This is a genomic window from Pseudomonas sp. R9.37 (assembly GCF_963878885.1).
Taxonomy (GTDB): Bacteria; Pseudomonadota; Gammaproteobacteria; order Pseudomonadales; family Pseudomonadaceae; genus Aquipseudomonas.
In genome coordinates, this window is sequence record NZ_CAWNZA010000005.1 from 81,341 (window position 1) to 105,783 (window position 24,443).

Annotated in this window: 35 protein-coding genes and 1 tRNA gene; 24 read left to right on the top strand and 12 right to left on the bottom strand. The window is 57.6% G+C overall.

Annotation, left to right across the window (positions count from 1 at the left end):
* Window positions 1–113: 113 nt before the first annotated feature.
* The 9 genes from gacA (at window position 114) to AACU78_RS04340 (ending at window position 7,313) form a co-directional block, all read left to right on the top strand.
* Complete coding sequence (gacA, locus tag AACU78_RS04300) at window positions 114–755, top strand: response regulator transcription factor GacA (protein WP_003190387.1); 642 nt, start codon at window positions 114–116, stop codon at window positions 753–755.
* 1 nt (window position 756) lies between these two features.
* On the top strand, window positions 757–2,580 hold the full coding sequence (gene uvrC, locus AACU78_RS04305; protein WP_106579988.1) for an excinuclease ABC subunit UvrC: 1,824 nt from the start codon (window positions 757–759) through the stop codon (window positions 2,578–2,580).
* A gap of 32 nt (window positions 2,581–2,612) precedes the next feature.
* On the top strand, window positions 2,613–3,173 hold the full coding sequence (gene pgsA, locus AACU78_RS04310) for a CDP-diacylglycerol--glycerol-3-phosphate 3-phosphatidyltransferase (protein ID WP_003232771.1): 561 nt from the start codon (window positions 2,613–2,615) through the stop codon (window positions 3,171–3,173).
* 63 nt (window positions 3,174–3,236) lie between these two features.
* Window positions 3,237–3,312 (top strand) — tRNA-Gly (locus AACU78_RS04315).
* A gap of 189 nt (window positions 3,313–3,501) precedes the next feature.
* Window positions 3,502–3,801: a hypothetical protein gene (locus AACU78_RS04320; protein ID WP_106579989.1), complete on the top strand. Its 300-nt coding sequence runs from the start codon at window positions 3,502–3,504 to the stop codon at window positions 3,799–3,801.
* Between the two features lie 387 nt (window positions 3,802–4,188).
* Window positions 4,189–4,971, top strand: a complete 783-nt coding sequence (locus AACU78_RS04325) for a DUF4253 domain-containing protein (protein ID WP_256587050.1) — start codon at window positions 4,189–4,191, stop codon at window positions 4,969–4,971.
* 124 nt (window positions 4,972–5,095) lie between these two features.
* Window positions 5,096–5,524, top strand: coding sequence for a LexA family protein (locus tag AACU78_RS04330; protein WP_106579990.1), 429 nt, complete (start codon window positions 5,096–5,098; stop codon window positions 5,522–5,524).
* A complete protein-coding gene (gene umuC / locus AACU78_RS04335) occupies window positions 5,511–6,791 on the top strand; it encodes a translesion error-prone DNA polymerase V subunit UmuC (protein WP_106579991.1) in 1,281 nt (426 codons plus the stop codon). Before AACU78_RS04330 ends, umuC begins: the two co-directional genes overlap by 14 nt.
* Before the next feature lie 156 nt (window positions 6,792–6,947).
* Window positions 6,948–7,313: a histone-like nucleoid-structuring protein, MvaT/MvaU family gene (locus tag AACU78_RS04340; protein ID WP_106579992.1), complete on the top strand. Its 366-nt coding sequence runs from the start codon at window positions 6,948–6,950 to the stop codon at window positions 7,311–7,313.
* Window positions 7,314–7,354: 41 nt separating this feature from the next.
* Here AACU78_RS04340 and AACU78_RS04345 read toward each other — a convergent pair whose 3' ends face one another.
* Window positions 7,355–7,498, bottom strand: coding sequence for a DUF2256 domain-containing protein (locus AACU78_RS04345; protein ID WP_106579993.1), 144 nt, complete (start codon window positions 7,496–7,498; stop codon window positions 7,355–7,357).
* Between the two features lie 305 nt (window positions 7,499–7,803).
* Between AACU78_RS04345 and AACU78_RS04350 the strand changes: the two genes are divergently transcribed.
* Both AACU78_RS04350 and AACU78_RS04355 read left to right on the top strand, forming a co-directional pair.
* Window positions 7,804–8,214 (top strand): phosphate-starvation-inducible PsiE family protein, encoded by a 411-nt coding sequence (locus tag AACU78_RS04350; protein ID WP_106580017.1) that lies wholly within the window; start codon window positions 7,804–7,806, stop codon window positions 8,212–8,214.
* 245 nt (window positions 8,215–8,459) lie between these two features.
* Complete coding sequence (locus AACU78_RS04355; RefSeq protein ID WP_106579994.1) at window positions 8,460–8,918, top strand: Hsp20 family protein; 459 nt, start codon at window positions 8,460–8,462, stop codon at window positions 8,916–8,918.
* 60 nt (window positions 8,919–8,978) lie between these two features.
* On the opposite strand, the gene AACU78_RS04360 is transcribed toward AACU78_RS04355, so the two are convergent.
* Window positions 8,979–9,743, bottom strand: a complete 765-nt coding sequence (locus AACU78_RS04360; RefSeq protein ID WP_106579995.1) for an OBAP family protein — start codon at window positions 9,741–9,743, stop codon at window positions 8,979–8,981.
* Between the two features lie 231 nt (window positions 9,744–9,974).
* Entirely contained in the window at window positions 9,975–10,649 is a 675-nt protein-coding gene (locus AACU78_RS04365) for an HAD family hydrolase (protein WP_106579996.1), read from the bottom strand.
* A 391-nt stretch (window positions 10,650–11,040) separates the two neighbouring features.
* On the opposite strand from AACU78_RS04365, the gene AACU78_RS04370 reads away from it, so the two are divergent.
* The 4 genes from AACU78_RS04370 (at window position 11,041) to AACU78_RS04385 (ending at window position 13,744) form a co-directional block, all read left to right on the top strand.
* Complete coding sequence (locus AACU78_RS04370; protein ID WP_169368629.1) at window positions 11,041–11,322, top strand: hypothetical protein; 282 nt, start codon at window positions 11,041–11,043, stop codon at window positions 11,320–11,322.
* A gap of 189 nt (window positions 11,323–11,511) precedes the next feature.
* A complete protein-coding gene (locus tag AACU78_RS04375; RefSeq protein ID WP_146151467.1) occupies window positions 11,512–11,697 on the top strand; it encodes a hypothetical protein in 186 nt (61 codons plus the stop codon).
* 118 nt (window positions 11,698–11,815) lie between these two features.
* On the top strand, window positions 11,816–12,661 hold the full coding sequence (locus tag AACU78_RS04380; protein WP_106579997.1) for a DNA/RNA non-specific endonuclease: 846 nt from the start codon (window positions 11,816–11,818) through the stop codon (window positions 12,659–12,661).
* 156 nt (window positions 12,662–12,817) lie between these two features.
* Window positions 12,818–13,744 (top strand): NADP-dependent oxidoreductase, encoded by a 927-nt coding sequence (locus AACU78_RS04385; RefSeq protein ID WP_106579998.1) that lies wholly within the window; start codon window positions 12,818–12,820, stop codon window positions 13,742–13,744.
* Window positions 13,745–13,974: 230 nt separating this feature from the next.
* On the opposite strand, the gene AACU78_RS04390 is transcribed toward AACU78_RS04385, so the two are convergent.
* The 4 genes from AACU78_RS04390 to AACU78_RS04405 form a co-directional block, all read right to left on the bottom strand.
* Window positions 13,975–14,214, bottom strand: coding sequence for a hypothetical protein (locus AACU78_RS04390; RefSeq protein ID WP_106579999.1), 240 nt, complete (start codon window positions 14,212–14,214; stop codon window positions 13,975–13,977).
* A complete protein-coding gene (locus AACU78_RS04395) occupies window positions 14,211–14,468 on the bottom strand; it encodes a DUF6555 family protein (protein ID WP_106580000.1) in 258 nt (85 codons plus the stop codon). The genes AACU78_RS04390 and AACU78_RS04395 overlap by 4 nt, the downstream gene beginning before the upstream one ends.
* Before the next feature lie 100 nt (window positions 14,469–14,568).
* Window positions 14,569–14,850, bottom strand: coding sequence for a hypothetical protein (locus AACU78_RS04400; protein ID WP_106580001.1), 282 nt, complete (start codon window positions 14,848–14,850; stop codon window positions 14,569–14,571).
* 59 nt (window positions 14,851–14,909) lie between these two features.
* Window positions 14,910–15,452 (bottom strand): cupin, encoded by a 543-nt coding sequence (locus AACU78_RS04405; RefSeq protein ID WP_177410133.1) that lies wholly within the window; start codon window positions 15,450–15,452, stop codon window positions 14,910–14,912.
* A 170-nt stretch (window positions 15,453–15,622) separates the two neighbouring features.
* On the opposite strand from AACU78_RS04405, the gene AACU78_RS04410 reads away from it, so the two are divergent.
* Together AACU78_RS04410 and AACU78_RS04415 are read left to right on the top strand one after the other, a co-directional pair.
* Window positions 15,623–16,333, top strand: a complete 711-nt coding sequence (locus tag AACU78_RS04410; RefSeq protein ID WP_106580002.1) for a glycosyltransferase — start codon at window positions 15,623–15,625, stop codon at window positions 16,331–16,333.
* Window positions 16,334–16,369: 36 nt separating this feature from the next.
* Window positions 16,370–16,585, top strand: coding sequence for a hypothetical protein (locus AACU78_RS04415; RefSeq protein WP_106580020.1), 216 nt, complete (start codon window positions 16,370–16,372; stop codon window positions 16,583–16,585).
* A gap of 6 nt (window positions 16,586–16,591) precedes the next feature.
* On the opposite strand, the gene AACU78_RS04420 is transcribed toward AACU78_RS04415, so the two are convergent.
* The gene (locus AACU78_RS04420; RefSeq protein WP_106580003.1) at window positions 16,592–16,828 is read right to left on the bottom strand and encodes a hypothetical protein; all 237 of its coding nucleotides are present in this window, start codon (window positions 16,826–16,828) and stop codon (window positions 16,592–16,594) included.
* A 215-nt stretch (window positions 16,829–17,043) separates the two neighbouring features.
* Between AACU78_RS04420 and AACU78_RS04425 the strand changes: the two genes are divergently transcribed.
* From AACU78_RS04425 to AACU78_RS04445, 5 genes are all read left to right on the top strand, one after another.
* Window positions 17,044–17,883, top strand: a complete 840-nt coding sequence (locus AACU78_RS04425; protein WP_106580004.1) for an SDR family oxidoreductase — start codon at window positions 17,044–17,046, stop codon at window positions 17,881–17,883.
* A gap of 51 nt (window positions 17,884–17,934) precedes the next feature.
* Window positions 17,935–18,084: a hypothetical protein gene (locus tag AACU78_RS04430; RefSeq protein ID WP_177410134.1), complete on the top strand. Its 150-nt coding sequence runs from the start codon at window positions 17,935–17,937 to the stop codon at window positions 18,082–18,084.
* A gap of 72 nt (window positions 18,085–18,156) precedes the next feature.
* Window positions 18,157–18,390 carry a hypothetical protein gene (locus AACU78_RS04435; RefSeq protein WP_106580005.1) on the top strand — a complete coding sequence of 78 codons (234 nt, stop codon included), beginning with the start codon at window positions 18,157–18,159 and terminating at the stop codon, window positions 18,388–18,390.
* A gap of 130 nt (window positions 18,391–18,520) precedes the next feature.
* Complete coding sequence (locus AACU78_RS04440; protein ID WP_106580006.1) at window positions 18,521–18,739, top strand: hypothetical protein; 219 nt, start codon at window positions 18,521–18,523, stop codon at window positions 18,737–18,739.
* A gap of 126 nt (window positions 18,740–18,865) precedes the next feature.
* Window positions 18,866–19,642 carry an ABC transporter substrate-binding protein gene (locus AACU78_RS04445; protein ID WP_106580007.1) on the top strand — a complete coding sequence of 259 codons (777 nt, stop codon included), beginning with the start codon at window positions 18,866–18,868 and terminating at the stop codon, window positions 19,640–19,642.
* 59 nt (window positions 19,643–19,701) lie between these two features.
* Here AACU78_RS04445 and AACU78_RS04450 read toward each other — a convergent pair whose 3' ends face one another.
* The 3 genes from AACU78_RS04450 to AACU78_RS04460 are packed head-to-tail and all read right to left on the bottom strand — an operon-like array spanning window position 19,702 to window position 22,430.
* Window positions 19,702–20,328 carry a helix-turn-helix transcriptional regulator gene (locus AACU78_RS04450; protein ID WP_106580008.1) on the bottom strand — a complete coding sequence of 209 codons (627 nt, stop codon included), beginning with the start codon at window positions 20,326–20,328 and terminating at the stop codon, window positions 19,702–19,704.
* Window positions 20,328–21,461 (bottom strand): NAD(P)/FAD-dependent oxidoreductase, encoded by a 1,134-nt coding sequence (locus AACU78_RS04455; protein ID WP_106580009.1) that lies wholly within the window; start codon window positions 21,459–21,461, stop codon window positions 20,328–20,330. The genes AACU78_RS04450 and AACU78_RS04455 overlap by 1 nt, the downstream gene beginning before the upstream one ends.
* 21 nt (window positions 21,462–21,482) lie before the next feature.
* Window positions 21,483–22,430: an ornithine cyclodeaminase family protein gene (locus tag AACU78_RS04460; RefSeq protein ID WP_106580010.1), complete on the bottom strand. Its 948-nt coding sequence runs from the start codon at window positions 22,428–22,430 to the stop codon at window positions 21,483–21,485.
* A gap of 172 nt (window positions 22,431–22,602) precedes the next feature.
* Between AACU78_RS04460 and AACU78_RS04465 the strand changes: the two genes are divergently transcribed.
* Window positions 22,603–22,848, top strand: coding sequence for a hypothetical protein (locus AACU78_RS04465; protein ID WP_106580011.1), 246 nt, complete (start codon window positions 22,603–22,605; stop codon window positions 22,846–22,848).
* Between the two features lie 88 nt (window positions 22,849–22,936).
* On the opposite strand, the gene AACU78_RS04470 is transcribed toward AACU78_RS04465, so the two are convergent.
* A complete protein-coding gene (locus tag AACU78_RS04470) occupies window positions 22,937–23,239 on the bottom strand; it encodes a DUF6124 family protein (protein WP_106580012.1) in 303 nt (100 codons plus the stop codon).
* A 485-nt stretch (window positions 23,240–23,724) separates the two neighbouring features.
* On the opposite strand from AACU78_RS04470, the gene AACU78_RS04475 reads away from it, so the two are divergent.
* A partial coding sequence (locus tag AACU78_RS04475) for a hypothetical protein (RefSeq protein ID WP_106580013.1) occupies window positions 23,725–24,443 on the top strand: 719 nt, incomplete at its 3' end.

Genomic DNA, 24,443 nt, shown 5'->3' on the forward strand with positions numbered 1-24,443 from the left:
GGCACCGATGGCGTGCGTAAACTCTATATATATGACGCTTGCAGCTAGGTCTGCGCCCTGGTTTTTTGCTAAGGTGTTCAGCAACCTATAAGACCATATCGCGAGGTGTCTGCTTGATTAGGGTGCTAGTAGTCGATGACCATGATCTCGTTCGTACAGGCATTACACGAATGCTGGCTGACATCGATGGCCTGCAAGTAGTCGGTCAGGCCGAGTCAGGGGAGGAGTCCCTGATCAAGGCCCGGGAGTTGAAACCCGATGTGGTTTTGATGGACGTCAAGATGCCTGGGATCGGCGGTCTTGGTGCCACTACCAAATTGTTGCGCAGCCATCCGGACATTAAAGTCGTGGTGGTGACCGTGTGTGAGGAAGACCCTTTTCCTACACGTCTGCTGCAGGCAGGCGCGGCCGGTTACCTGACCAAAGGTGCGGGCCTGGCGGAGATGGTGCAAGCCATTCGCCTGGTATTTGCCGGCCAGCGTTATATCAGCCCGCAGATTGCCCAACAGTTGGCTATCAAATCTTTCCAGCCCACCAGCGACTCGCCGTTTGATGCGCTGTCGGAGCGGGAAATCCAGATTGCCTTGATGATCGTCGGCTGCCAGAAAGTGCAGACGATTTCCGACAAGCTTTGCCTGTCGCCCAAAACCGTTAACACCTACCGCTATCGCATTTTCGAGAAGCTCGCCATCAGCAGTGATGTTGAATTGACCCTGCTCGCGGTGCGCCACGGCATGGTGGACGCCAGCGCCTGACATGACCACACCGTTTGATCCAAGTGCCTTTCTCTCAACCTGCAGTGGCCGCCCCGGCGTTTACCGCATGTTCGACAGCGAGGCACGCCTGCTTTACGTGGGCAAAGCCAAGAACCTGAAAAACCGTCTGGCGAGCTACTTTCGCAAGACCGGCCTGGCGACGAAAACCGCTGCCTTGGTGGCGCGTATCGCCCAGGTTGAAACCACCATCACCGTCAATGAAACCGAAGCGCTGTTGCTTGAGCAGACGCTGATCAAGGAATGGCGGCCGCCCTACAACATTCTGCTGCGTGACGATAAATCCTACCCCTACGTGTTTTTATCCGACGGCAATTTCCCGCGACTGAGCATTCACCGCGGCGCGAAGAAGCAGAAGGGCAAGTATTTCGGGCCGTACCCCAGCGCGGGTGCAATCCGCGAAAGCCTGAGCCTGCTGCAAAAGACCTTTTTTGTGCGCCAGTGCGAAGACAGTTTCTACAAGAACCGCACGCGGCCTTGCCTGCAGTACCAGATCAAGCGATGCAAGGCGCCTTGTGTCGGCCTGGTTGATCCGGCGGAGTACGCCGAGGATGTGCGCCATTCGGTGATGTTCCTTGAAGGGCGCAGCAATGCGCTCACCGATGAGCTCTCCGGCGCCATGGAGCAAGCTGCCAGCACGCTGGATTTCGAGCGTGCCGCCGAGTTGCGCGACCAGATCTCTCTGTTGCGCCGTGTCCAGGACCAGCAAAGCATGGAGGGCGGCAACGGCGACGTCGATGTCATCGCCGCCTTCGTCAACCCGGGCGGCGCCTGTGTGCATTTGATCAGCGTGCGTGGCGGGCGAGTGCTGGGCAGCAAGAACTTCTTCCCGCAAACCGGGATCGACGAGGAAGTGGCTGAAGTCATGGCCGCCTTCCTCGGTCAGTACTACGTCAGCAGCCCCGAGCGCGATCTGCCCTCGGAGTTGATCGTCAACGTGGTGCATGAAGACTTCCCCACACTGATCGAGGCCATCCATGAGTTGCGCGGCCGTGAGCTGGACATCAGTCACCGCGTGCGCGGTACCCGTGCCCGTTGGCAGCAACTGGCGGTCACAAACGCCGAGCAGGCCCTGAGTGCGCGTCTGGCCAATCGGCAGCATGTGGCCGCACGCTTTGACGCCTTGGCTGAGGTCCTTAACCTGGACGAGCCGCCGCAACGGCTGGAGTGCTACGACATCAGCCACTCCAGCGGCGAAGCCACCGTGGCGTCCTGTGTGGTGTTCGGGCCGGAAGGGCCGATCAAATCCGATTACCGGCGCTACAACATCGAAGGCGTTACCGCCGGCGATGACTACGCCGCGATGCACCAGGCCCTGACGCGACGGTTCAGCAAGTTGAAGGACGGAGAGGGCAAACTGCCGGATATCCTCCTGGTGGACGGCGGCAAGGGCCAGCTGTCCATGGCCCGTGACGTGCTCAACGAACTGGCCGTGCCCGACCTGATCCTGCTCGGCGTGGCCAAGGGCGCAACGCGCAAGGCCGGTTTCGAGACGTTGTACTTGAATGATGCCGCCCATGAGTTCACCTTGAAGGGCGACTCACCCGCGCTGCACCTGATTCAACAGATCCGTGACGAGGCCCACCGTTTTGCCATTACTGGCCACCGTGCCCGTCGCGGCAAAACCCGTCGAACCTCAACCCTGGAAGGGGTAGCGGGCGTTGGCCCGACACGCCGCCGCGACCTGCTAAAACATTTTGGTGGCTTGCAGGAGCTGTCCCGTGCCAGCATTGACGAAATAGCCAAAGCACCCGGTATCAGTAAAAAGCTCGCTGAGTTGATTTATGCAAACCTGCACAGCGAATAGAATGCCTTCTCACCTCGTAGCCAGTTGTGCCGATGAATATCCCTAATCTGATTACCGTTCTACGCGTCCTGCTCATTCCGATTTTCATTTTGTTGTTCTATTTGCCGTACGAATGGAGCTATGCCGCCTCCAGTTCAGTGTTTGCCTTTGCAGCCGCAACCGACTGGCTTGACGGCTACCTGGCACGTCGCCTGGAACAGAGCACGCCCTTTGGCGCGTTCCTTGATCCGGTGGCCGACAAGCTGATGGTGGCTGTCGCCCTGGTCCTGTTGGTGCAGGAGCACGGCAACCTGTGGCTGACGCTGCCGGCCGCGGTGATCATCGGCCGCGAGATCGTCGTCTCGGCCCTGCGCGAATGGATGGCCGAAATCGGCGCGCGCGCCCACGTGGCGGTCTCCAACATGGGCAAATGGAAAACCGCTGCGCAAATGCTCGCATTGGTGATCCTGCTGGCCAATCCATCGGACTTCTCCTTCTGGGTGCTCACGGGCTACGCCTTGCTGCTGATCGCCGCGGGCCTGACGTTGTGGTCCATGCTTCAGTATTTGCGTGCCGCCTGGCCACATCTGCGCACCACCGTTGAAAAGAAATAAAACTTTTTTGAATCAAGGGGTTGACGGGGGTTCTGGATTCTATAGAATGCACACCACCAAGACGCGGGAATAGCTCAGTTGGTAGAGCACGACCTTGCCAAGGTCGGGGTCGCGAGTTCGAGTCTCGTTTCCCGCTCCAAACACAAAGAAAAAGCCACTCAATAGAGTGGCTTTTTTTTGCCTGGGATTTACGCAATAGACGCTTCGGCGTCTTTTTTCGTTTGGCGCGTGGTCTGCCACCCTGGGTGCGGTTGAACTGCTGATGCCGGGAACGACCCACGGCGCCTGCAAGTCTATCTGTATCTACTCATCGGTAAGGTACAGCGCAATGGACAACACAATCACCGTGGATCAACTGGCGACCGCCGATCTTGGATCAATCAACGAGATATGGCTGGGCGAGACGCATACCCAGCTGTGCCTATGGCGCGGCGAACAAGTCTTCTCTCACGAAATGATGAGCGAGGGCACGCACGACCAGAATGTCCGACGCCTGTGCGTGCAGTTGGTCAATCCTGACGATCAGGCTGCAGTGGCCAGCGTTGAGTCAATTGTGCGCGAACGGCTGAAAAAGATGGGGAAGGAGGGCGAGTTTTATCCGGCTGAAGAGGCGGACACTCACCAGTAGTCAGTTTGAAGCCCAGAAGTGTCGGCCCGTCATGATGGGCCTCAGTACGTTAGATGAGCACCCATGGCTGGATAGGCTTGGCGATGTCCGTTAATTGGCCGCTGACGGCTGCGAAAATTGCGAAAGCAGTCACTTCACCCATGAGCAACATGCTGAACTTGTCATCCGGTGGCACGAGCAGTACACGAGCGCCAGGGCGCAGTATCAGGGTAATTAACCCTTACGCCGAAATCATGCATCTGCGAACGTCAACTTTGCATCGATAACGATTAATCGTGAGTCAAACCAGATCCTGTCGTGGCGTGGAAATGGATCTTCCTCTGACAATCCTGAAAGGCTCAGGGTTGCTCACTCAATCGCGTAACACCCTGGAGCAGGCCAAGGACTATGGATATCGAATTTCGCGGTAATGGCATGCGTGAGAACCCGTCTGTAGGTACGTGCGATGAGTATGGTGTGAGTGGGCTGACCAGCGTTGAGGACCTGACCGAAGCGCGTCGCAGGATTGCTGAGCTACACCCAGGCTTTAAACCTCTGTTCTCGCTCGATGATCTGCACCAAGCCCGCTACACCTCGGGCCATGTGCGCAATAACCTGGGGATGGATGATGCAACGGAGCAGGACATCGCTGGCCTGCCTCCTGAGTGCTTCGAGCAAGGTCTATACATAGGCTATCCGACGACGAAAGCGGAGTTCGCAATCTGCCTGCGCAATTTCACACGCCTGGTTGCGGGCACGTCTTTCGAAGATGCGTGCGCTCATGGTTTGACGCTGGATGAGCAGGCCCTGCAGGCGTGGATCGGTTACCAGAACAACCCGGTTGCTCTTCTAGAACAACCCCTATCAGCGCTGCTGGTGCCCGTTGAGCAGTCTTGCCAGGCACTCGCGGCTTTTCCGAATGGCTATTTCACTTGCGATCTGGACCCTGCGAAAAACTGTGCAGTTGCGCGCCATTTCTCTGAAGCGCATGGCTATGAGTTGATGGGCGTGGGGGCCTCCTATCTGGGCTTCATTCGTGCGGCGCCGCTTGATATGTCGCGCGCTGACGCCGTTGCCAAAGACTTCTGTGCGCTCTACAACACGGGCATTGAAGACCTGCCTGCACGCGTAAGCGCAGTCGCACAGTCGGTTTGCGGTCGGACGCACCTTTGGTTGCGTTACGTGGAATGAGCGTGGTGCACAGCTAAATCCCGGCCGATTAAAGACCTCCTGTCGGCTGGGGCCACGCACTATTTGACCGCCAACCCGACTCAACGGTTAACTGTACGCACATACAGTATTTGGCGTTTGCATCATGGTCACCCTTTTTGGGCCACTTTCCAGTAACGGCGTTCAGCTTCCTTTCTACTCGTACCGGGTGCCGGCAGGTTTTCCTTCGCCGGCCGCAGATCATCTTGAACAAAACGTCTCGCTCGATGAGCTTCTGGACCTGCGTGCGCCGCACATGTACCTGGTACGGATCGAAGGGGACAGCATGGTTGGCGCCGGTATTTTCCCCGGGGACCTGGCAATCGTCGACAGGTCTCTGGAGGTTGAGTCGGGCCACATCGTGATTGCAGCGGTCGATTGTGAGCCCGTGTGCAAGCGCCTCATCAAGGAGAGTGGCCAGATCGTTCTTAAGTCAGAGAACCCCAAATATCCTTCGCGGTACATGATGGAAGGTGAAGAGCTATTGGTGTGGGGCGTTGTCTTGTACAGCGTACGCAGCCATGAAAAAGCCTGAGCCGGTCTTTGCCCTGATCGACTGCAATTCCTTTTACGCCAGCTGCGAGCGTGTATTCAGGCCTGACCTTCGAAATACGCCTATCGTGGTGCTTAGCAATAACGACGGATGCGTAATCGCGAGAAGTGCCTGTGCCAAACCCTTCGTAAGAATGGGTGAGCCGTACTTCCAGATTAAGCAAAAACTGAAGCAGCACGGCATCGTCGCGTTCTCGTCGAATTATGCGCTCTACGGCGACATGAGCCAGCGCGTAATGACCGTCATCGAGGCGCTGGTACCGGCGGTGGAGGTCTACAGCATCGATGAGGCCTTCGCTGAACTGACTGGCGTGCAAGGTGATCTGGAAGGCCTTGGGCGTCGCATACGCACCCAGGTTTACCGCAGCACCGGTATTCCGGTCGGGGTGGGTATCGCAGGTACAAAAACCCTGAGCAAACTGGCCAATCATGCGGCCAAAAAATGGCAAGCGCAGAGTGGTGGGGTGGTCGATCTTCGCGATCAGACCAAGCGTGAATGGGTGCTGAAGAAGTGCCCCGTGTCTGACGTGTGGGGGGTAGGCCGCAAGATGACTCCGCACCTTCAAGCCATGGGTATCAATACGGCGTGGGATCTTTCGCGAGCGGACCCCACTGCGCTGCGTAACAGGTTCAGTATCGTCGTCGAAAAGACAGCTCGCGAGCTTGCTGGCACCTCATGCCTGACGCTTGATGAGCCTGATCCGCCCAAGCAGGAAATTTGTTGCTCAAGAATGTTTGGCAACCGGCTGACTGAGATCGCGCCGATAAAGGAGGCCATTGCTACCTACATGATGAGGGCCACTGAGAAGCTTCGCGCTCAGAAATCACTCTGCAAACGCATTCGAGTGAGCATTCGCACGGGCATGTTCAACCCTGATGAAGCGAAGTATGCCAACGGGGTGCTGGTCGAGCTCCCATACCCGACCGACGATGTTCGCCTGATGACCAAGACTGCAATTGACGCCGTGGAGCAAGTGTTCAGACCGGGCTTCAAGTACAGCAAAGCCGAGGTGCTTCTGGTTAACCTCTGCCAGAAAGGCGAATACACCGACGATCTTTTTTCCATCTCCCAACCTGAGGCTACGCAGAAGGTCATGGGCGTTCTGGATGCGATCAACGGCCGGTGGGGCAGGGGGACGATGCGCTTGGCCGGCGTGCCTATCGACCCAGATTGGGGCATGCGAAGAGAGATGATGAGCCAAAGCTTCACGACCCGTGTCGATCAGCTTTGGACTGTTTACTGTCGGTAAGTACGCTTTAGGCACGGGAGTCTATTCTCTCAGTAACTGAACTCACTCTTTCTATGGGATTGAGTTCATGACCCCGGACGTGTGTCGACAGGTTTACCCATTCATGCTGGTGTCTTTTTTGGTGTAACGTAACAACACATCTAGAAGAGGTTTCCAATGTCTAAACTCGCAGAATTTCGTCAACTCGAAAAACACCTTGCTGAGCAACTCCAGGCGCTCGAAGCGCTGAAAGGCGACGCCGGCCTCAAGAAAGAAATTGAATTCGAAACCAAACTTCGCGATTTGCTCGCAAAGTATGGCTATAGCCTCAAAGACGTGATCAACCTGCTTGATCCACAATCCAAGGGCCGCGCTACTGCACCGGCGCCAAAAACGGGCACTCGCAAAGCTCGCCAGGTGAAGGTTTATAAAAACCCGCACACTGGAGAAACCATTGAAACCAAAGGTGGTAATCACAAAGGCTTGAAAGAGTGGAAGAGCAAGCACGGCGCTGACACAGTTGAGTCTTGGCTGACCAAGTAAACCCCGCGTGAACACAAAAAGGGCTTAAAGAGCCCTTTTTTTTATTCAGTTTTTGGTGATTTGCTGCGTCTGCAGCGCTCCGAGCAATAGCGAACTTCGTCCCAGCAACGGGCCCATTTCTTTCGCCATGTGAAAGGAAGCCCACAGGTAGCGCAGGTTTTGACGGGAAGCTCTGACTTTTTCAACAGGCGTCCTTGATATTAAGTTCGTGTGCCCCTACTTGGTCAAACCGTGCAACGGTGGGCATCTTAACCCGCCGTTGTTTGTCTACCCAGCAGGTAAATTGGATTCGGCTCATTGCACCCAGAGGCATATCAAGTGCAGATCAACAGGCCTGAAACTCAAGGCAATCGCTATCTTTTCACAAACTGACTTCGAGCGTCTTACATAAGTCCTCCAAGACAAGAGGAGAGAGGTCGTGTCTAAGCTTCATCCAGAAAATCGTGAGAATAATTCGACATTCAAAAACTTTAAAATCCAGTGGGCTTTGATGAGCGCCTATGAACGCTTCGAGCAACTGGTGGTGCTCGCGCTGAGTCTGATCATAGCGCTGGTGATCGTTATCGCCGTGTTGCAGCTTTGCAGGAATGTAGTACCCCTTCTGATAGGGGGAGCCATTGATCCGCTGGATCACAACGCATTCCAAGCACTATTCGGCTCCATTTTCACGGTACTGATTGCCTTGGAGTTCAAGCATTCGATAGTACGGCCCGCCCTCAGGCGAAACAGCGTCGTGCAGGTGAGAACGGTACTGATGATTGCATTGCTGGCCCTGAGCCGAAAATTTGTCATCCTGGATTCGGCCGTCACTCCGGCTTCGACCATTGCGGCACTAGGTTTCGCGACATTGGTACTGGGCCTGCTTTGCTGGCTTTTGCGGCACCGCGACCTGTCTGAGTAGCAAGCTACTGTCCCTGAACCGCTGACGAATTCGCTCGCTGCAGGCGCGTTCTGCCGAGAGAAAATCGGTTCAGACCTGCGCCTGCCTGGAGCGGTGCGCGCAAGGCTTAACCCGAGAATTTGAAATGGAAAAATTTTTTTCGGGATGCCCTTGAAAATGTTTTGGGCGTACCTATTTCGGTTTTACGCGATGCCGCAAACGGGTCGCGTCTTAAATCACTTGGAGAAAACTCAGGAGATTTTACTATGGCTACTACTCTTTCTTTGGCCCCTCTGTTTCGTCAGTCTGTGGGTTTTGATCGCTTCAACGACCTGTTTGAATCGGCGCTTCGTAGCGAGGCTGGTAATACCTATCCACCTCATAACGTCGAGAAACACGGTGATGATCAATACCGCATCGTGATTGCAGTGGCGGGTCTTACTGAGGAGGACATAGACATTCAGGTTGAAAACGGCGTACTGAACGTTTCCGGTGGAAAACGTGAAAGCGACGAGAAGGTGACTTACCTTCACCAGGGCATCGCGCAACGGGCCTTCCGCTTGTCCTTCCGGCTGGCTGACCATATCGAAGTGCAAGGTGCATCGCTCACCCATGGTCTGCTGGCAATCGAGCTGCTTCGAGTGATTCCCGAAGAAGCCAAGCCAAAACGCATCCAGATCGGTACGGCCAGCAAGCCAGAACAGCGTCAAGTAAGCCTGCAATAATTCGATTTAAGGCGCTCTTCGGAGCGCCTTTTTCTTATCAGCATTTAATGGGCGATGACGTCAGTGCTGATGCGGCGTGTTTGTCGGATCCGCTATCTGGAACACCTTACCCTGACGCCACGCATCCGCGCCTGGCGCAACGGCGGGGGCCGGTATGTCCGCTCGCGCTTTGTGCTTTTGCGCGCTATCGACGCCGAATCGACGATCCCGATCTGCAACCATCTGAGGATCTGCCTGCCCATCTGCGGTGAAACCCATCATGAGCTGAGGCACGCCCAGAGGCAGGTCTTTATTGAGGTCGGTATGCCAGGTATGCCACGTCTTGCCGTAGGTATGGACGAGCTTTTCCATCAATGCGTGCTCAGCTACTTCAGGAATACCGGGCGCTATCAGCTGACCTGATTTCACTTCGTGAACATGACTGTGCCAAAGCGCTTGCTCGGCTTTGGGCAGGCCGGCAAATAAGTGTTCGCTGATGATGTACTCGACACCCATCAGCTTGGCGTCCTTGCGATTGCCATCGTAGATCACACACTGGATGACTTCCTCGTTAAGGATGGCGCAGTAATGGTGGGCCTCCATCTGTGCATTCATGTGGCCGTTATAAAAATGAAAGCCATCCAGGTACGCGTTCAATGCGTCTATCGGCGGGCGTGATTGAAGCAGTGCCGCGCCGGCGTCCAGGGACTGGGTAGTGGGCGATTGGGTATCCCCCGGCGCGACGACGTTAGAGGGCGAGTTATTGCTCGCACAGGCGGCGAGCAATGGCGCCAACACCGCCGCGCACAGCGTTTTGATCCTATAGGGTTTGCAGATTGCGCTCATTGGAGAGTCCCTTCAGTCGATTTGATTAAGTGCCTGCCGTGCGGCTTGAACAGCTGTTCGGCACACCATTCGATTACAGCGATTTGGATATCCACCGAGCAGCGAAAATTCTATTTGCGCAGCCGATACCGACGTAGGCGGTGGCCGGTGACGGCGCATCAGCGACGCATCAGCGCTCAAGGGCGAAAGAGCGTCAGACCGCTGTTAAAAACCTGGATGGATTGTGGGAAATCAAGGCCTGGATGCGACTTCCTCTAAATGCTGCAAAAGATCTTGCGGGTCCTCGTACACCCTCAGCGCTCCCGCTCTTTCAAGCTCGCTGATGTCGTAGCCGCCTGAAAGCAAGCCGACGCCTGTCGCTTTGCAACGCCTTGCCGCAAGCATGTCCCATATGGCATCGCCCACTACGACACAATCCTCGATCGGTACATCGAGCTTGCGCGCGGCGGCAAGGAAAAGATCTGGATCCGGCTTGCCGTATTTAACATCGTCGCGGGTGATTATATTGATCGCGTTAATATCCAAGCCAAGCGCTTCTAAGTTGATCCTGGCAGTAGACAAGCCGCCGCTGGTAGCAATACACCACTTTATATTGTCTTCAGTCAGGGTTTTTAATAACTCGACTGACCCTGGAAGTGCCGTTATCTGGCCTTTGAGCGCCTCATACGCAGCAGCATGTTTCTTACTTAATGCCGCGCCTTGCGCTTCAGTAATGGTTACACCGGTTTCACGCGACAGGGTCTTTAACATGAGCCCTCCGCTCATACCGATCTTGCGGTGAATGCGCCACATAGCCAGCGGAATGCCCTCGGAATCAAGTGCCTCTTTCCACGCCGCTACGTTTTGGTAAACGCTGTCGGTGAGCGTGCCGTCGAGGTCGAATATAAATGATGTTTGAGGTCGCATGGAGAGTCTCCAGGTTGATAACTGTAATGTTCGTGACGGGTATTTCATTATCAGCCGGGCCCGGTGTAACGCGGTGCTCATTGGCTGTCTCCCTTCAGTCAAATCTTGGCGCATACCGTTCTGAAACGTGAGGCCGCCACGCGTTCATTATTTCGTCCACAGCGGGGTGTGTTCACACCACACCTGCTGTCAACCAGCAGGGATTGCTCGCCGTTGTACTGTGCGGTCCCGATACGAGGCTGCTGAAAACCTGGATGAGAAAGACGAAACCAAAATCGCTCAGTCGATTTCGACGCAGCAAAAATTTGAACCGCCGTTGAACACGCTTACCTAACGATTAGCTTGTGACGAATTGCACAGGCGATTTGCCAATATCGGCATACTCCGAGAGGTGGGCAACGTGGCTAAAGACGAGAAGAAAAGCAAAGGTGACGCTTCGAAAGCCAGCAAGGAATTGAAAGACAAAAAGTCCTCACCCGCAAAGAAATCCGCAGCAGCATCGGCTCTTTCAAAGTCTTCCGAGAAGAAAGACAAGAAAAAAGAGGCCGAACCAAAGAAGTCTGTAAAAGCCGAACCAAAGAAATCTGTGAAAAAAGCGGACAGCAAGCCAGAAAAAGCGAAGACGTCAGAAAAATCTGAGAAGTCAGAGAAGTCGTCGAAAAAGAAGAAGTGAGACCTGCTAGGGCTTTATGCCCTAGCTTCTTCACACGGGTTTGTCTTCGATAAAGGCTTGGGCGCTAGCGCTTTGGGCCGCGAGGCTGCACGGCGGCGGCTCAAAAAGCCGCTCGCCAACACCGAGTTGCCATCCCATCACGCAGGGCTCCCTGCAAATAAACGGCCTGCGGTTGCAGCGTCGGTTTCCATGACCGCCATCAACCTATCCACGGCAGTCGGTAACGTGACGACGAGCCGACAATTCCCGCCTGCAGCTCTATTCACCGCTGAGCCCATTGCTTTGATGACCTCCTTGTTTTTTTGCTTGGCAGCGTTGAATGACGTCAACGCCTGGTACGGCGCAATGTCGAATCCGTTTTTGCTGGAAACCTGAAAGCCTTCCTCATATTGAAATGTTTAAAGTGGTTTAATGTTTATGTCGACCCGCGATGGAATCGCAACGGTCGGCTTTCCATTGACCTCTGTCATTGATTCACCCAAGGAGCTACACCATGCAAGGAAGTATGAAGTTCAAGCACCTCGCGTTTCTGTTGATCCCGCTCGTTGCCGCCTGTACCACACCGGATAGAACCCGCGAATCGGCAGCCATTGCCCAGCCGCAACCACAGCAGGCATTGCCGTTCGACAACTGCGCGGTGGGCTGTCCGGCCGGCGGAAGCCCTCTGACTTTGAACCGTCAGGCCTACACGCTGAACAACAACGGCTCGACCAAGTTTGCCAACTGGGTCTCGTACAAAATCACCAAGGACACCCCGGCGAGCGGACGCCCGCGCGACTGGAAGACGGATCCGGACATTCCGGCCGGGGAAACGCTCGACCCGGTGGATTACAACGGCGCGAACATCGCGCTTAAAGTCGACCGTGGCCATCAGGCCAACCTCGCCTCCATGGCGGGCGTGCCTGACTGGCAGACGCTCAATTATTTGTCCAACATCACCCCGCAGAAGTCCGACCTTAACCAGGGGCCCTGGGCGCATCTTGAAGATCAGGAGCGCAACCTCAGCAAACAGGCGGGCGTCGACCAGGTGTATGTCAGCACCGGGCCGCTGTATGAGCATTTTGTCGGCACGCTGCCGGGCACAAACAAGGTGCACACCATTCCCAGTGGTTACTGGAAAATCATCTTTGTCGGCAGCTCGCCCGAAAACGGTATGTACGCATCGTTTGTGATGAACCAGGAGACGCCCAAAGGCGCCAACTTCTGTGACTACCAGGTGACCGTAAACCAGATCGAAGAGCGTTCAGGGCTGACCTTCTGGAGCAATTTGCCGCAGCCGGTGCAAGCTGCGCTGAAGGCGAAGCAAGGCCAGTTGCCGGGCCGTATCGGTTGTAAATAACCCCCACACGAAGCGCCTATGCAGAGCAAAACGCGTAGGCGCTTTCGCAGGGCAGCCCGAACCGTTGGTCTGCATAACCCAACACCCACTGAACCCCAGGTTGCCGACAGTCCTCCACACCCCTGTATGTTCTGAAAAGACAATGAGGTGTTTGGCATGAAAGCAATCAGGATTGAGCAGTTCGGCGGCCCCGAGGTCATGCAGCTACGCGATGTCGACGTGCCGGAACCGAAAACGGGCGAAGTGCTCGTAAAGAACTTTTTTGTGGGTATCAACCCGGTGGACTACAAGATTCGCCAGGGTCAATACCCCGAGGTCAAGCAGGACAAACTGCCGTTGACCCTGGGCCGTGAAGTGGCCGGTGTGGTCGAGAAGGTCGGGCAGGGTGTCAGTGATTTCAAACCGGGCGACCGGGTCTTTGCAATGATCGGCGCCGATGGCGGCTACGCCGAATACGCCCGCGTGCCTGCCGCGCATCTGGCGCGCATTCCGGCCGCGCTCGATTGGCCGGTCGCCGCCGGTGTGCCGCTGGCAGGCCATACCGCCTGGCAGGCGTTGGTGGAGCATGGTCACATCGAGCAGGGGCAAAAGGTCTTGATCCACGGTGGCACCGGCGGTGTGGGGCACTTCGCCGTTCAATTTGCCAAGGTTAAGGGCGCCCAGGTCTACGCCACGGCCTCCACCGACAGCCTGGCGTTTTTGCGTGAGCTGGGCGTGGACCGTGCGATTGACTACAAGACCGAGCGTTTCGAAGACATCTGCAAGAACTTTGACCTGGTCATCGACTTGATTGGCGGCGATACGCAAGCGCGCTCATGGCAGGTGCTGGGCGAGGGCGGGCGGCTGGTGTCGACCCTGACCCAGCCCGATGCCCATCATCCGCAGGCCACGGGCAAGACCGGTACGCGGTTTACGGCTGCGCCACGTGGCGAAGAGTTGACCGAGATTGCCGGGTTGATCGAGGCTGGCAATGTGCAGGTCTATATCGCCAGGCAGTTCGAGCTGGCGGCGGCAGTAGAGGCATTGGACTTTTTGGCCAACGGGCATGTGCACGGCAAGGTTGTCCTGCACGTGAGCGATTGAGGCGGCTGCATGAGCGATCATTTGAAGCCACCTGAAAGCGCACCTGCCGGGCAGAAAGTACGCCCCGAGACGGCGAAACGAAGTGACACGTCAGAAGATCCGAATGTCGTCCGGCCCTGGAAGCCTGATGTCAATCAGGGCGCGGTTGCCCCCGGCGGACCGTCGAAGGATCCCGAGTCGGGTGCATGAGGCCAGCAAGCCAGCCCTGCCGTGACAGGGCTGGCGGCTGACTAGTTGCGCATCGCCTGCTGTATTCGCATCCATTCTTGATGCGCGGCGGCGCGTTGTCTGTCGGCGATCTGCTTGGCCTGGCTGAAGCGTGCCCAGGTCGCCGTGTCACCGCTGTAGGACTCGATGATGTTGTAGGCCGCCGCTTCGAGTCGATCGGCCTCGAAAAACATCTCGGTGGTGTGCGCGATTTGGTCATCCCACGCCTGTCTCGTGGAATATTGAAGGGTTTGACTAGTCATTGCGTAAGTTCCTCCATCCATTGAATCTCTGCGGCGCTGTTCCAGCGCACGTGAGTAATTCCATATTGCTCGGCCATCGGCCTGGAAACGCGCTTGAGCGTGTTCTGGCCAAATTTGGGTATCACTGCGACGCCGGCGTCGCAGCTGGCCCAGTGCCAGGCCTGGGCGTTGTCCATCTGCGGCGCGCGAACGATGAAAGACTTCGGCACGCCGTGCAGCTGATACTCGATGGTAAATAGATCGCTCGCTTTCATGAGGCCTCCTGTTGCTCATGAAGTACAGATATTTGGCGTCAAAAAAGATTCAAAAAATTGTCCGACAATTCGATGGCCGTGCCGGCGACCCTCGCGCGAGTCAGTCGTCCACGGTAAACGTCACCCAACCTGGGCCGTCATTCGCCCTTTCGATTTCCATAATGACGCCGCCAATCGAGGCGCCATCCGGCAGGTTGACCGCGACAAAGTTGGGGTGACCGGGCCATTGCAGGGGCTTGTCAAAGCTCAGGCGCGCAATCGTCGGCTTGCCGCTGCTGGTCAATTGGATGTTCACCGACTCATTCAGGTGTTCGTCTGAGCGTGTGCCCAGGTGACGTGATGCAGTAATGACGCTGGCAATACCTTGATAATCGTAGGACATAACGGGCTACCTTCTGTAGTGACTGCGAATTCAACAGTGTCGATTTTTGACCCTGCTGTTCATTCGATAGTTGCGCGCTGGGCAGACCAATGTGTGCAGACCGCGCCTGCGTCACCCTGAACCGGGTCTTGCTGTGGAAACGCCAGGCCAGCAATGCGCTGCAGTTGCGCGTCGCTCGGTGCCTCGCGGCCTATATCTGCGTGCTGACCGGGCGGGTAGGCGCCAACCACCAGAAAGTCTTTACTGCAACCGAGATTGCAGTGACCGGTACCGGCGGGAAGCAACAACACATCGCCTTGCGTCACCGACACCACGTGGCCATTGGGCCCGCCGAGCATCAAGCGTGCATCACCACAGGCGATGCCCAACACCTCATGCCCTTCGCAATGGTAGTGGTGGTAGTCGTAGACCCCGTCCCGCCATTGGGGCGGCCAGCCGTGTGCCAAAAACGTCTGCTCAAACAGCGCAGCCGGATCACTTCCGGTTACGCGGATGGCGTTCGGGTAAATGATCACCGGCAAGCGCGGGTTGTTCGGCACCCAGCCGTTGCGGTCGAGCAGCAAGGTCTTGAACGTACCTGCCGATGGATGCGCGTTCTTCATGCCGTGTTCTCCTGCGCTTAATAACGATGCAAAGCCCCCAGAGCGCCAGTGTGGCGCGCCGATAAACAATCTGAGCGGCCAGGCCCAAGGGGCGTTCCAGAAACTTTAAACCTTCGTGATAAGCGAGGTGTCGATAGCTGGAGACACTTCGCCAGGTAGAGGGAACGTCAATGATAGGGATTGTGATACCTGCCCATAACGAGCAAAGGCACATCAGTGATTGCCTGGCTTCCGTGCTGCTTGCCATAGCGCACCCGGCGTTGCAAAACCAGCGCGTCGAGGTCCTCGTAGTGCTGGACGACTGCTTGGACCAAACGGGTGAGCGGGCAACCGCACTGGGCGTGGCAACGCTTGATGTCTGCTATAGAAACGTCGGCCAGGCCAGGGCTGTCGGCGCAGAGCAGCTACTGGAGGCCGGTGCCCAATGGCTGGCCTTCACCGATGCCGATACCCTCGTGCCGCAGGATTGGCTGGTGCGTCAGCTCGCGTTCGGCGCCGACGCGGTGTGTGGCACCGTCGAAGTGGACAGCTGGAGCGAGTACGACGAGGTCGCACGTTCTCGATATCTTGCCCTCTACCAGTTTGTCGAAAACCATCGGCATATCCATGGCGCCAACCTGGGCCTGAGTGCAGACGCCTATCGCAACGCCGGTGGGTTTCAGCATTTGGTTGCTCACGAGGACGTGCGCCTGGTGGCTGACCTGGAAAGGACCGGTGCGCGGATTGCGTGGACGGCCACCAACCCGGTGATCACCAGTGCGCGCCGTGATTACAAATGTCGGGGCGGGTTCGGCGAATACCTGGCTTCGCTCATGCCTGGCACGGGCCACGTGGTCAGCGAGCCCAGTGCGAGTGCAAACGTCACGCTCGGGGCCGGGTGACCTCGGGTGTTTATCGACTGGGTGCAATGGCCTGCGATGGTCGTGACGGTGATCTCGGCCTGGTTCATCGGGTCTCAACGGCCTCGCCGGCGCATGTTCGCGTTCTGGGGCTTCATCCTCAGCAACGCCTTATGGGTGGCTTGGGGATGGCACGCGAATGCCTACGCGCTGATCGTGCTCGAATGCACGCTGCTGGGCATGAACGCGCGCGGTTTCCGGAAAAATCTGCGCACCCACCGGGCTTCTGAATGACCCACTTTACTGATTCTGAAAGTTCTTTTTAAACCCGCGCAGGTTCATCAAGCCCAGGCAGATCTGCAGCACGATCAGCGCATAGGCGTCAGCGTAAGCGCCCCAGACAACCCACAGAACATTGCTTAAACAAAAGCACACGAACCCCGCCATTCTGCGCGAGGGGCGCTGAGAGCCGATCAGCCACGCCGCCAGAACCGTGACCAGCATTGCTGGCCACTGCACCCAATCCAGATCACTCAAATCCGCTTCCTTAATTGCCAGACCTTTAACTAGGAAGAGGGCGGTTGAGATGAATGATTCAGTTTTTTTTAACTCGCGTAACGTCCTAACCACTCGTCAGCTATTGAGCCTAATAGTTGAACGAGCGCGGCTGCGCTCCGGCCAGATAAATCATGTGTGGACGAATAGCAGGCTTCGTCCGGCCACCGCTACCCCATCATTCCCAGGAGCAAATCATGACAATTCTAGTGACCGGCGCAGGTACGGGTTTCGGCTATGAGGTAGCCCTCAGGCTGGCCAAAAAAGGCCTCGACGTGATTGCCGGCGTCGAGATCGTGGCCCAGGTGCATGCGCTGGAACAGGAAGCCCGCCGCCGGGGTGTCAACCTGCGTATCGAGAAGCTCGATGTCACGCACGAGGGCGACCGGTTGAGGGCTGCTGAGTGGGACGTCGACGTGCTGCTCAACAACGCCGGTATTTCTGAAGGCGGCGCGACCGTGGACATTCCTGCTGAGCATTTGCGCCGTCAATATGAGGTCAACGTGATTGGCCCATTGATGCTGACTCAGCTGATTGTGAAAAAAATGGTCTTGAAGAAAAAGGGCAAGGTCGTCTTCATGTCATCCGTTGCCGGCCTGACCGCCGACCCTTTCGCCGGCGCCTACGCGTCGTCCAAGCACGCCGTGGAGGCCATCGCCGAGTCGATGAGCCTTGAGCTCAAGGAGTTTGGCATCGAGGTGGCCACCGTCAACCCGGGGCCGTTTCTCACAGGCTTCAATGACCGCATGTTCGAAACCTGGAAGACCTGGCAAGACGAACCTTCCGAGCGCCTTTTCGACTACAGCAAACTGGCCTTTCCCCACGAGCAATACGACCCGGAGCCGGTCTTCGAGACCACTATCGGGGTGATTACCGGGGCTATCGACACCTATCGAAACGTTGAGCCCAAGGCAATCATTGACCAGCAGCGCAAGCAGATGGAATCGGCCTGGACGCGCAAAAGCAACGAAGGCCTGGGCAAGCGCGCGCAGCTGGTGCAGAAAGCCTATGACATCAAGCCAGGTACGCCGGTCTGACGCCTGCCAAGGCCTTGCGCTTTCACCCACCTCACTAACAGGTAGACGATGATGAAGACGTTATACAGATGCTTGGGGCTGTGCAGTGTGTTGATGCTTCACGGCTGTTTTGACAGCGCCAATAACACCACCAAGGACAACACCAGCGGTAGCAAATCCTCGGTGCAGATGCAGGAAGGCAAGTCACAGGAAAGCCAGTAGAGCCTGGGAGGGTCCGGGCTGTCGCGAGCAGCCTGGACTGCACCGCTTACAACGACAAAAACGGTGATCGCGATGAATTGCCTCATTTGTGTGAGGGCGGCGGTACGGGTTGCCTGCGACGGCCCCTGGGAAGAACGCGACTGCCCGGACTGCGGACGTTACCGGGTGGCAGACGAACTGATCCTGGCATTGATGGACAACGGCCAGATCTTCGATATCGCCAAAACGCGCGGCTGGTTGGACAGCCGGCGCTGCGAGGGCGCTACACCGTGCATTCAATTGCATGAGGCGCTGCTTGTGGTGTGAGCGGGACGGGCCTGAGACGCTGGGTTCTTGCCCTGTGTCACCGTCTGGTTGCAGACAGCTCTGCCGTGCCTCGCGGAGCAGTTCGTGCGTGTGATCCACACGCAACAGCAGGGTCTTAGGCCTCTGGTCGATGATGATTTGCGCCACGATCAGCCCACTGATCAGCGATGCGTTTACCAGCCAGTACCTGCCAGCCACCCACGTGTCGCATCAGCACATCCAGCAATTACAGGTCGGGCTTGAGGTCCAGATGCAGTGGCAGCGCGCCGCGTTATTGTGCGCGACCCAGGTGCATTTTTCATGGGAGGTTTTGTTTAGGAACGTTGGAGGCGGGCGTTTTATTGCCTGAAGGGAAGGCGGATTGACGAATTATACTTAAAAGTCCAGTATGGAATTATAAGTACAAAAACGTGCGTAAACGCTGGCTTTATTTCTTCACGCTTGCCAAACCAACAATAACTTGCGAGACCCAATCATGAAGAAACACACGCTTATCACCGCCCTGGCCTTCAGCCTGCTCGCTTCCAGCCATGTGCTGGCGGCCGAAAAAACCTTGCGCATTGGCATTGAGGCGGCCTACCCACCGTTCGCTTCCAAGACCCAGGATGGCAAGATCGTCGGGTTCGACTACGACATCGGCAACGCCCTGTGCGCGCAGATGAACGTCAAATGCGTGTGGGTCGAGGGTGAATTCGACGGCCTGATTCCTTCCCTCAAAGTGAAGAAAATCGACATGGCCCTGTCGTCCATGACCATCAATGAAGACCGCAAGAAGTCGGTGGACTTCACCCACAAGTACTATTTCACCTCCTCACGCCTGGTGATGAAGGACGGCGCAACCGTGGATGACCAGTACGCCAGCCTCAAGGGCAAGACCGTCGGGGTGCAGCGCGCCACGACCACCGACCGTTATGCCACCGAGGTCTTCGAGCCCAAGGGCATCAACGTCAAGCGTTACAGCAACAACGAAGAAATCTACATGGACCTGGCGTCGGGGCGCCTCGATGCGATCTTTGCCGACACCATCCCGCTGAGCGACTTTCTGTCGATGCCACGTGGCAAGGGCTATGCCTTTGTCGGCCCTGAACTCAAGGACCCGAAATACGTGGGCGAGGGCGCCGGGATTGCGGTACGCAAAGGCAATACCGAGCTGGTCGGCGAGTTGAACGCGGCCATCGACGGAATCCGCGCCAATGGCGAGTACCAGAAGATTTCACAGCAGTATTTCAAGTCCGACATCTACGGCGACTGACGCCTCAAGCCGGCGTACCGACTCCTCGCAGGGGCCGGCACACCGGCTCCTGCGCCGGCTCAGCCCTTCAATTCCTTGAGGTGTTTGTAAACCGTCGCCCGTCCCATCCCCAGCACATTCGCCACATAGTTCGACGCGCTCTTGCCCTTGAACGCGCCTTCGGCATGCAGCGCCAACACCAGCTCGCGCTTGTGGTCGCGCGTCAGCAGATTCAGGCTCAACTGGCGTTCGCGCATCCACGCATGCAGGAAGGTGTTGATCCGTTCCTGCCAGTCATCGCGAAACAGCGAGTCCGGCTGCGGGATCAGCTTGCTCGGCGACAGAAACAGGTCCAGCGCCGCCTTCGCGTTTTCGAACAGCGAGATATTCAGGTTGATGCACAGCACGGCAAGCCGGCGCCCGGTGTGGTCGTGCAGCACGGTGCTCAGGCTGCGGATTTTCTGACCGTCCCAGTTGAGCTTTTCGTACGGACCGATGTTCACTTCGCTGACGTCATCGCTGAGCATGTCCTCCAGCGACGAGTCGTCACCGACAGCGCGTTTGGACAGGTTGTTGGCGATGTAATCGACCTTTTGCGTGCGCAAGTCATGCAGCACCACTTCGGCATGAGGGAAGAACAGCGTGGCGATCGCATCGGCGATCGCGCGAAAATTCTGCATGACCTTTTCTTGCTCGGCGGTGTTCATCAATGCGGCTCCAGGCGGACGGGCGAGAGCATACCAGCGTCCAGGCCGAACCGCGTCAGTGCCTCCGGCAACGGGTTACCGCGCACCAGGGCCGCGCTCGCCTGGCCCATGGCCGGTGAGGTCTGGATACCATAGCCGCCTTGCGCCGCCACCCAGAACAACCCCGGAACCTGCGGATCGAACCCCGAGAGCAAATCACCGTCGTGGACAAAGCTGCGCAGCCCGGCCCAGGTGCGGGTCGGGCGGCGGATGGTCAGGGTGGTGGCTTCTTCGATCTGGTAAATGCCCATGGCGATGTCCAGCTCCTCAGGCTGCACATCCTGTGGCTCGACCGGGTCGGCGTTGGCCGGTGAACCCAGGAACATCCCGGCGTCGGGTTTCATGTAGAAGGCTTCGTCCAGCGCCACCAGCATCGGCCAGTGGTGGGTGTCCACACCCTCGGGCCCGGCGAAGATAAACGCCGAGCGGCGCTTGGGTTGCAGGCCGATGGACGCCGCGCCGGCCAGCCCGCCGATATGATCAGCCCAGGCGCCGGCGGCGTTGATGATGACTGGGGCGGTGTAGGTCGCGTCCTGGGTGCGCACATGCCACAGGCCGTCGGCGTCACGGCTCAAGCCCAGTACGTGGCTGTCGGTGCGCACGTCGCCATGGTGGCGACGGATGCCGCGCAAATAGCCTTGGTGCAGGGCGTCGGTGTCGATGTCGCTGGCGGTAGGGTCAAAGATTGCGCCGTGGACTTTTTCCCGCCGCAGGATTGGCAAGCGTGCGCAAGCCTCGTCGGCACTCAGCTGCTCGACTTGCGGCACGGTGGCCTTGGCGCTCAGGTATTGGCTGTTGAGTTCCACCGGGTCGCCATTGAAATCCACGGTCATTTCTCCGCGGGGCGTCAGCAGTGGATGTTCGCAAAAGCCAGGCGGCGGGTTGTCGAAAAATTCACGGCTCGCCAGGGTCAGCGCGCGCACTTGCGGGGTGCCATAGGCGGCGGTGTAGAGGGCTGCCGAGCGCCCGGTGGAGTGATAGGCCGGGTGGTTTTCGCGCTCCAGTACCAGCACTTTGCCGTGCTGCGACAGCCAGAAACCGGTAGAGGCGCCAGCAATGCCGCCGCCGATAATGATGAAGTCTGCAGAGTTCATGAACGTCTCCTCAAAAGGCGGTTAGCGCTGTATCTGATACAGGGCATTGGCCAGTGCAATGTCTTCCAGGCCCAGGCCGATGGAGCGGAAAAACACAGGGCGGTCGTAGTCCGGGCGCTGCGCCATGTCGCTGAGCAACTCAGGCAAGTCGCCGACGATGGTGCGCTTGTCCCAACCGTGCCGTTCGCCGGCGATCAGCATTTCGCCGGCCGCGCCTGGGGTGGTCTGGCGATAGTCGCAGAACACGTGCATGTGCTCGAGGCATTCGGCCGGCACTTCATGGGCGCGCGGCGCGTTGGTGCTGATGGAGGTGATCAGCGCGGGTTTGCGCAAGCGTGTCGGGTCGATCACAGGTGTTGCCGAGGAGGTGCAGAGCAGGATGACGTCGGCGTCTTCCAGGGCGGCGTCACAGCTCGTGGCGAGGGTCAGGCGCGGGTCCAGGCCCTTGAGGTGGGCGAGGGTCTCGGCATTCGCGCGGCCAAGGCGCGGCGAATACAGGCTGATGTGCTGCCAGTCGCGCAGGTTCTGCACATAGCGCACGTGCGCCTGCGCAACCTTGCCGCTGCCGATAATCGCCAGGCGCCGCGCGGTTGCCGGTGCCAGCGCGTCCACCGCCAGCGCGGTGGTAGCCGCGGTGCGCGCGGTGGTCAGTTCGGCGGCATCGCAAAGCAACAGAGGCTGGCCGGTGCGCATCGACATCAACAGCGTCCATGCGCTCACCAGCGGCCCTCGCTCGCGCACGATGTAGGGCGAGGTCTTGACCCCGTACACCCCGTCTTCGGCCAGCACGCCCAGGTAGTTGATAAAGTCGCCGGCACCCTGAGGGAACTCCACCCACTGTTGCGCCGGCTGTACCGCAAGCCCTGCGGCCAGGTCGCGGAACAACTTGCGCAGGATGTGAGGCACATCGATTTGCGCAAGTAATTCGTGGGCCTGGGCCTGGTTGATCACGTGAGGCGTGCTGGGCATGGCTATCTCCGCGGATAAACTGATTTGTCCATTATGGACTTATAATTCTGTTGGGCAATATCCACCCGCAAAAAAGCGAGCGCACCGTAGCGGCAGGTACATGGCCATGCCTTTAATCAGCGCCTGGCCGACCGAGGGGTGGTTGGCCCGCTGATTCATGCGAAAGGGTGTTATGGATATTTTGCGTAAAGAATGTATTGCGAGCGTCACGCTGTTTGATTTGAAGGTCTCAGAGAGCGAGCTGATGGTGTTTGCCGATTGCATGAGAATTGTGATGGAGCACTGCACCGATTCCCAGATTGCCGACATGACGGTGTGCGAATCGAAGGAAGAGCTTTCTTGTTTTCTTTCAGGGGGGACGGATGTGCTGAAGGCGATGCAGAGGCAGGAATATTTGCCTGATAGGTTTAAATCCTAGCGGGTGTGTGGGCGGCCAATACCCGAGTGAAGTTTAAGCTGGACTCACGTGGGAGCTGGCAAGCCAGCGCCCACCGGTTTTACTGTATTCAGGCAGGCGACTTTGTGGGGTTCAGGCACTCGATGGAGCGGTCTACGGTGGTCTTGGCCATTTCCAGCAAATGCCACACCGCCAGAATTTTCGCCCGCTCGGGGCTGGGCAGTCGCTCACTGCAATTGAGTGTTGTGGCCGAAGCGCTGTCGAGCAAGCTGGAAGTGTAGAGCAGGGCGTCTTCGAAGCTCAGGTCTTCGATTTGAATACCTTGGGTAGGCTGGTAATGGTCGATGGCGCGGTTGAAGGCGGCGCGGTCTTTAGTGGCGTTATGGGGTGGATCGGGGACGACTTTTTTCATTTTGCAGCTCCTGGGTGATCAAGGAGCCGACACATTTCGCGACTAAACGTAGGGTGGCGGCTGTACGCAGGTTAGTCGACCGGTCAGGAGCATCCGGCGCGCCCGAGGGCGCCCTGCGCACAGCCACCATTAAACTTTATGGGACGATGCGCCTACTCCTAAATCCGAGCGACTAAACCCGATCACTGATAAGCAGTGACGGACCGCAGACTAGCCATCGATTCGGGCAGGCACAAGGCGGTAGGAATTGTCTAGGAAACGTCCTGCAATTTAAAGAGACACGCCCTGCTGGCCCTTCAAAAACCATGACTGAATGCCACTAACCCGCCCATCAACGGTGGTGGTGAATGGCTTTTTGTAGGTGCTTTTCCCCTGCGACGTAGGCAGCTTCTGAAATATCACTCAGCCTACCCAGGCTTGTGTGCGGGGCGTATCCGCTTGCTTATATTCCGACGCCAACTTCATTGCATCCAGGGATGTGAGGCATGGCGCAGGGCTATATCAACGACCGCACCACGGACTACAGCGGCTTGAAATCCCGGTTGATGGGCAGTGCCCCGAGTCGGCAGCGTTCCGACCATTTCGATGTGCTAAACAGGCACCTGCGGCCTGGGCTGGTGATGCCTGGGCAGTTGGTGATCGTTCCCGATCCCTACAGCGTGACCTGTTCGATGGAAGAGGCCTGGCTGGTACGCCGGGCCGAGGCAATTCGTCGTGAGTTGGACGCTGGCGCCGGACCCCAAGTGGTCAATAACTATGACCTGCTACAGAGTTTTTTGGGGTACGGCTCGTTGGGCGTGGGCAGCGCGACGTCAGCGTGGGCCCGGCATCTGGATGAAGTGGCGCAGACCCTGGAGGCGATTGAACAGCTGCATCAGCGCCTGAAAAACACTGGTTTGGACCGTGAGGCGTTTCTTCGCCAGCGTAAGGCGTTGTTCGGGCTGCTGGACACCCAGCTGCAAGGTGCGGCGCGATTTGGCACCGGATTGCAGGGCAATCAGGCTCTGAAGAAGGTGTTGGGGATTTCTACCAAAAGCTATCTGCAAAAGGGCGAGATCGCCGGGTATGCGCAGCGGATGCGGGATATTGCGCAAACGTCGAAATGGTTGGGCAAGGGCGCGTATGTGGGGTTGGCACTGGACGTGGGCGTGGCGGGGTTGGAAATCAAGGAGGCGTGTGTGGCGGGGCGGGAGGCGCAGTGTCG

Excerpts from the sequence above, each read along its gene's own strand:
- uvrC (WP_106579988.1), top strand. The coding sequence starts at position 757 with ATGACCACACCGTTTGATCCAAGTGCCTTTCTCTCAACCTGCAGTGGC.
- pgsA (WP_003232771.1), top strand. The coding sequence starts at position 2,613 with ATGAATATCCCTAATCTGATTACCGTTCTACGCGTCCTGCTCATTCCG.
- AACU78_RS04320 (WP_106579989.1), top strand. The coding sequence starts at position 3,502 with ATGGACAACACAATCACCGTGGATCAACTGGCGACCGCCGATCTTGGA.
- AACU78_RS04325 (WP_256587050.1), top strand. The coding sequence starts at position 4,189 with ATGGATATCGAATTTCGCGGTAATGGCATGCGTGAGAACCCGTCTGTA.
- AACU78_RS04330 (WP_106579990.1), top strand. The coding sequence starts at position 5,096 with ATGGTCACCCTTTTTGGGCCACTTTCCAGTAACGGCGTTCAGCTTCCT.
- umuC (WP_106579991.1), top strand. The coding sequence starts at position 5,511 with ATGAAAAAGCCTGAGCCGGTCTTTGCCCTGATCGACTGCAATTCCTTT.
- AACU78_RS04340 (WP_106579992.1), top strand. The coding sequence starts at position 6,948 with ATGTCTAAACTCGCAGAATTTCGTCAACTCGAAAAACACCTTGCTGAG.
- AACU78_RS04350 (WP_106580017.1), top strand. The coding sequence starts at position 7,804 with ATGAGCGCCTATGAACGCTTCGAGCAACTGGTGGTGCTCGCGCTGAGT.
- AACU78_RS04355 (WP_106579994.1), top strand. The coding sequence starts at position 8,460 with ATGGCTACTACTCTTTCTTTGGCCCCTCTGTTTCGTCAGTCTGTGGGT.
- AACU78_RS04360 (WP_106579995.1), bottom strand. The coding sequence starts at position 9,743 with ATGAGCGCAATCTGCAAACCCTATAGGATCAAAACGCTGTGCGCGGCG.
- AACU78_RS04365 (WP_106579996.1), bottom strand. The coding sequence starts at position 10,649 with ATGCGACCTCAAACATCATTTATATTCGACCTCGACGGCACGCTCACC.
- AACU78_RS04375 (WP_146151467.1), top strand. The coding sequence starts at position 11,512 with ATGACCGCCATCAACCTATCCACGGCAGTCGGTAACGTGACGACGAGC.
- AACU78_RS04380 (WP_106579997.1), top strand. The coding sequence starts at position 11,816 with ATGCAAGGAAGTATGAAGTTCAAGCACCTCGCGTTTCTGTTGATCCCG.
- AACU78_RS04385 (WP_106579998.1), top strand. The coding sequence starts at position 12,818 with ATGAAAGCAATCAGGATTGAGCAGTTCGGCGGCCCCGAGGTCATGCAG.
- AACU78_RS04390 (WP_106579999.1), bottom strand. The coding sequence starts at position 14,214 with ATGACTAGTCAAACCCTTCAATATTCCACGAGACAGGCGTGGGATGAC.
- AACU78_RS04395 (WP_106580000.1), bottom strand. The coding sequence starts at position 14,468 with ATGAAAGCGAGCGATCTATTTACCATCGAGTATCAGCTGCACGGCGTG.
- AACU78_RS04400 (WP_106580001.1), bottom strand. The coding sequence starts at position 14,850 with ATGTCCTACGATTATCAAGGTATTGCCAGCGTCATTACTGCATCACGT.
- AACU78_RS04405 (WP_177410133.1), bottom strand. The coding sequence starts at position 15,452 with ATGAAGAACGCGCATCCATCGGCAGGTACGTTCAAGACCTTGCTGCTC.
- AACU78_RS04410 (WP_106580002.1), top strand. The coding sequence starts at position 15,623 with ATGATAGGGATTGTGATACCTGCCCATAACGAGCAAAGGCACATCAGT.
- AACU78_RS04415 (WP_106580020.1), top strand. The coding sequence starts at position 16,370 with ATGGTCGTGACGGTGATCTCGGCCTGGTTCATCGGGTCTCAACGGCCT.
- AACU78_RS04425 (WP_106580004.1), top strand. The coding sequence starts at position 17,044 with ATGACAATTCTAGTGACCGGCGCAGGTACGGGTTTCGGCTATGAGGTA.
- AACU78_RS04430 (WP_177410134.1), top strand. The coding sequence starts at position 17,935 with ATGAAGACGTTATACAGATGCTTGGGGCTGTGCAGTGTGTTGATGCTT.
- AACU78_RS04435 (WP_106580005.1), top strand. The coding sequence starts at position 18,157 with ATGAATTGCCTCATTTGTGTGAGGGCGGCGGTACGGGTTGCCTGCGAC.
- AACU78_RS04440 (WP_106580006.1), top strand. The coding sequence starts at position 18,521 with ATGATGATTTGCGCCACGATCAGCCCACTGATCAGCGATGCGTTTACC.
- AACU78_RS04445 (WP_106580007.1), top strand. The coding sequence starts at position 18,866 with ATGAAGAAACACACGCTTATCACCGCCCTGGCCTTCAGCCTGCTCGCT.
- AACU78_RS04450 (WP_106580008.1), bottom strand. The coding sequence starts at position 20,328 with ATGAACACCGCCGAGCAAGAAAAGGTCATGCAGAATTTTCGCGCGATC.
- AACU78_RS04455 (WP_106580009.1), bottom strand. The coding sequence starts at position 21,461 with ATGAACTCTGCAGACTTCATCATTATCGGCGGCGGCATTGCTGGCGCC.
- AACU78_RS04460 (WP_106580010.1), bottom strand. The coding sequence starts at position 22,430 with ATGCCCAGCACGCCTCACGTGATCAACCAGGCCCAGGCCCACGAATTA.
- AACU78_RS04465 (WP_106580011.1), top strand. The coding sequence starts at position 22,603 with ATGGATATTTTGCGTAAAGAATGTATTGCGAGCGTCACGCTGTTTGAT.
- AACU78_RS04470 (WP_106580012.1), bottom strand. The coding sequence starts at position 23,239 with ATGAAAAAAGTCGTCCCCGATCCACCCCATAACGCCACTAAAGACCGC.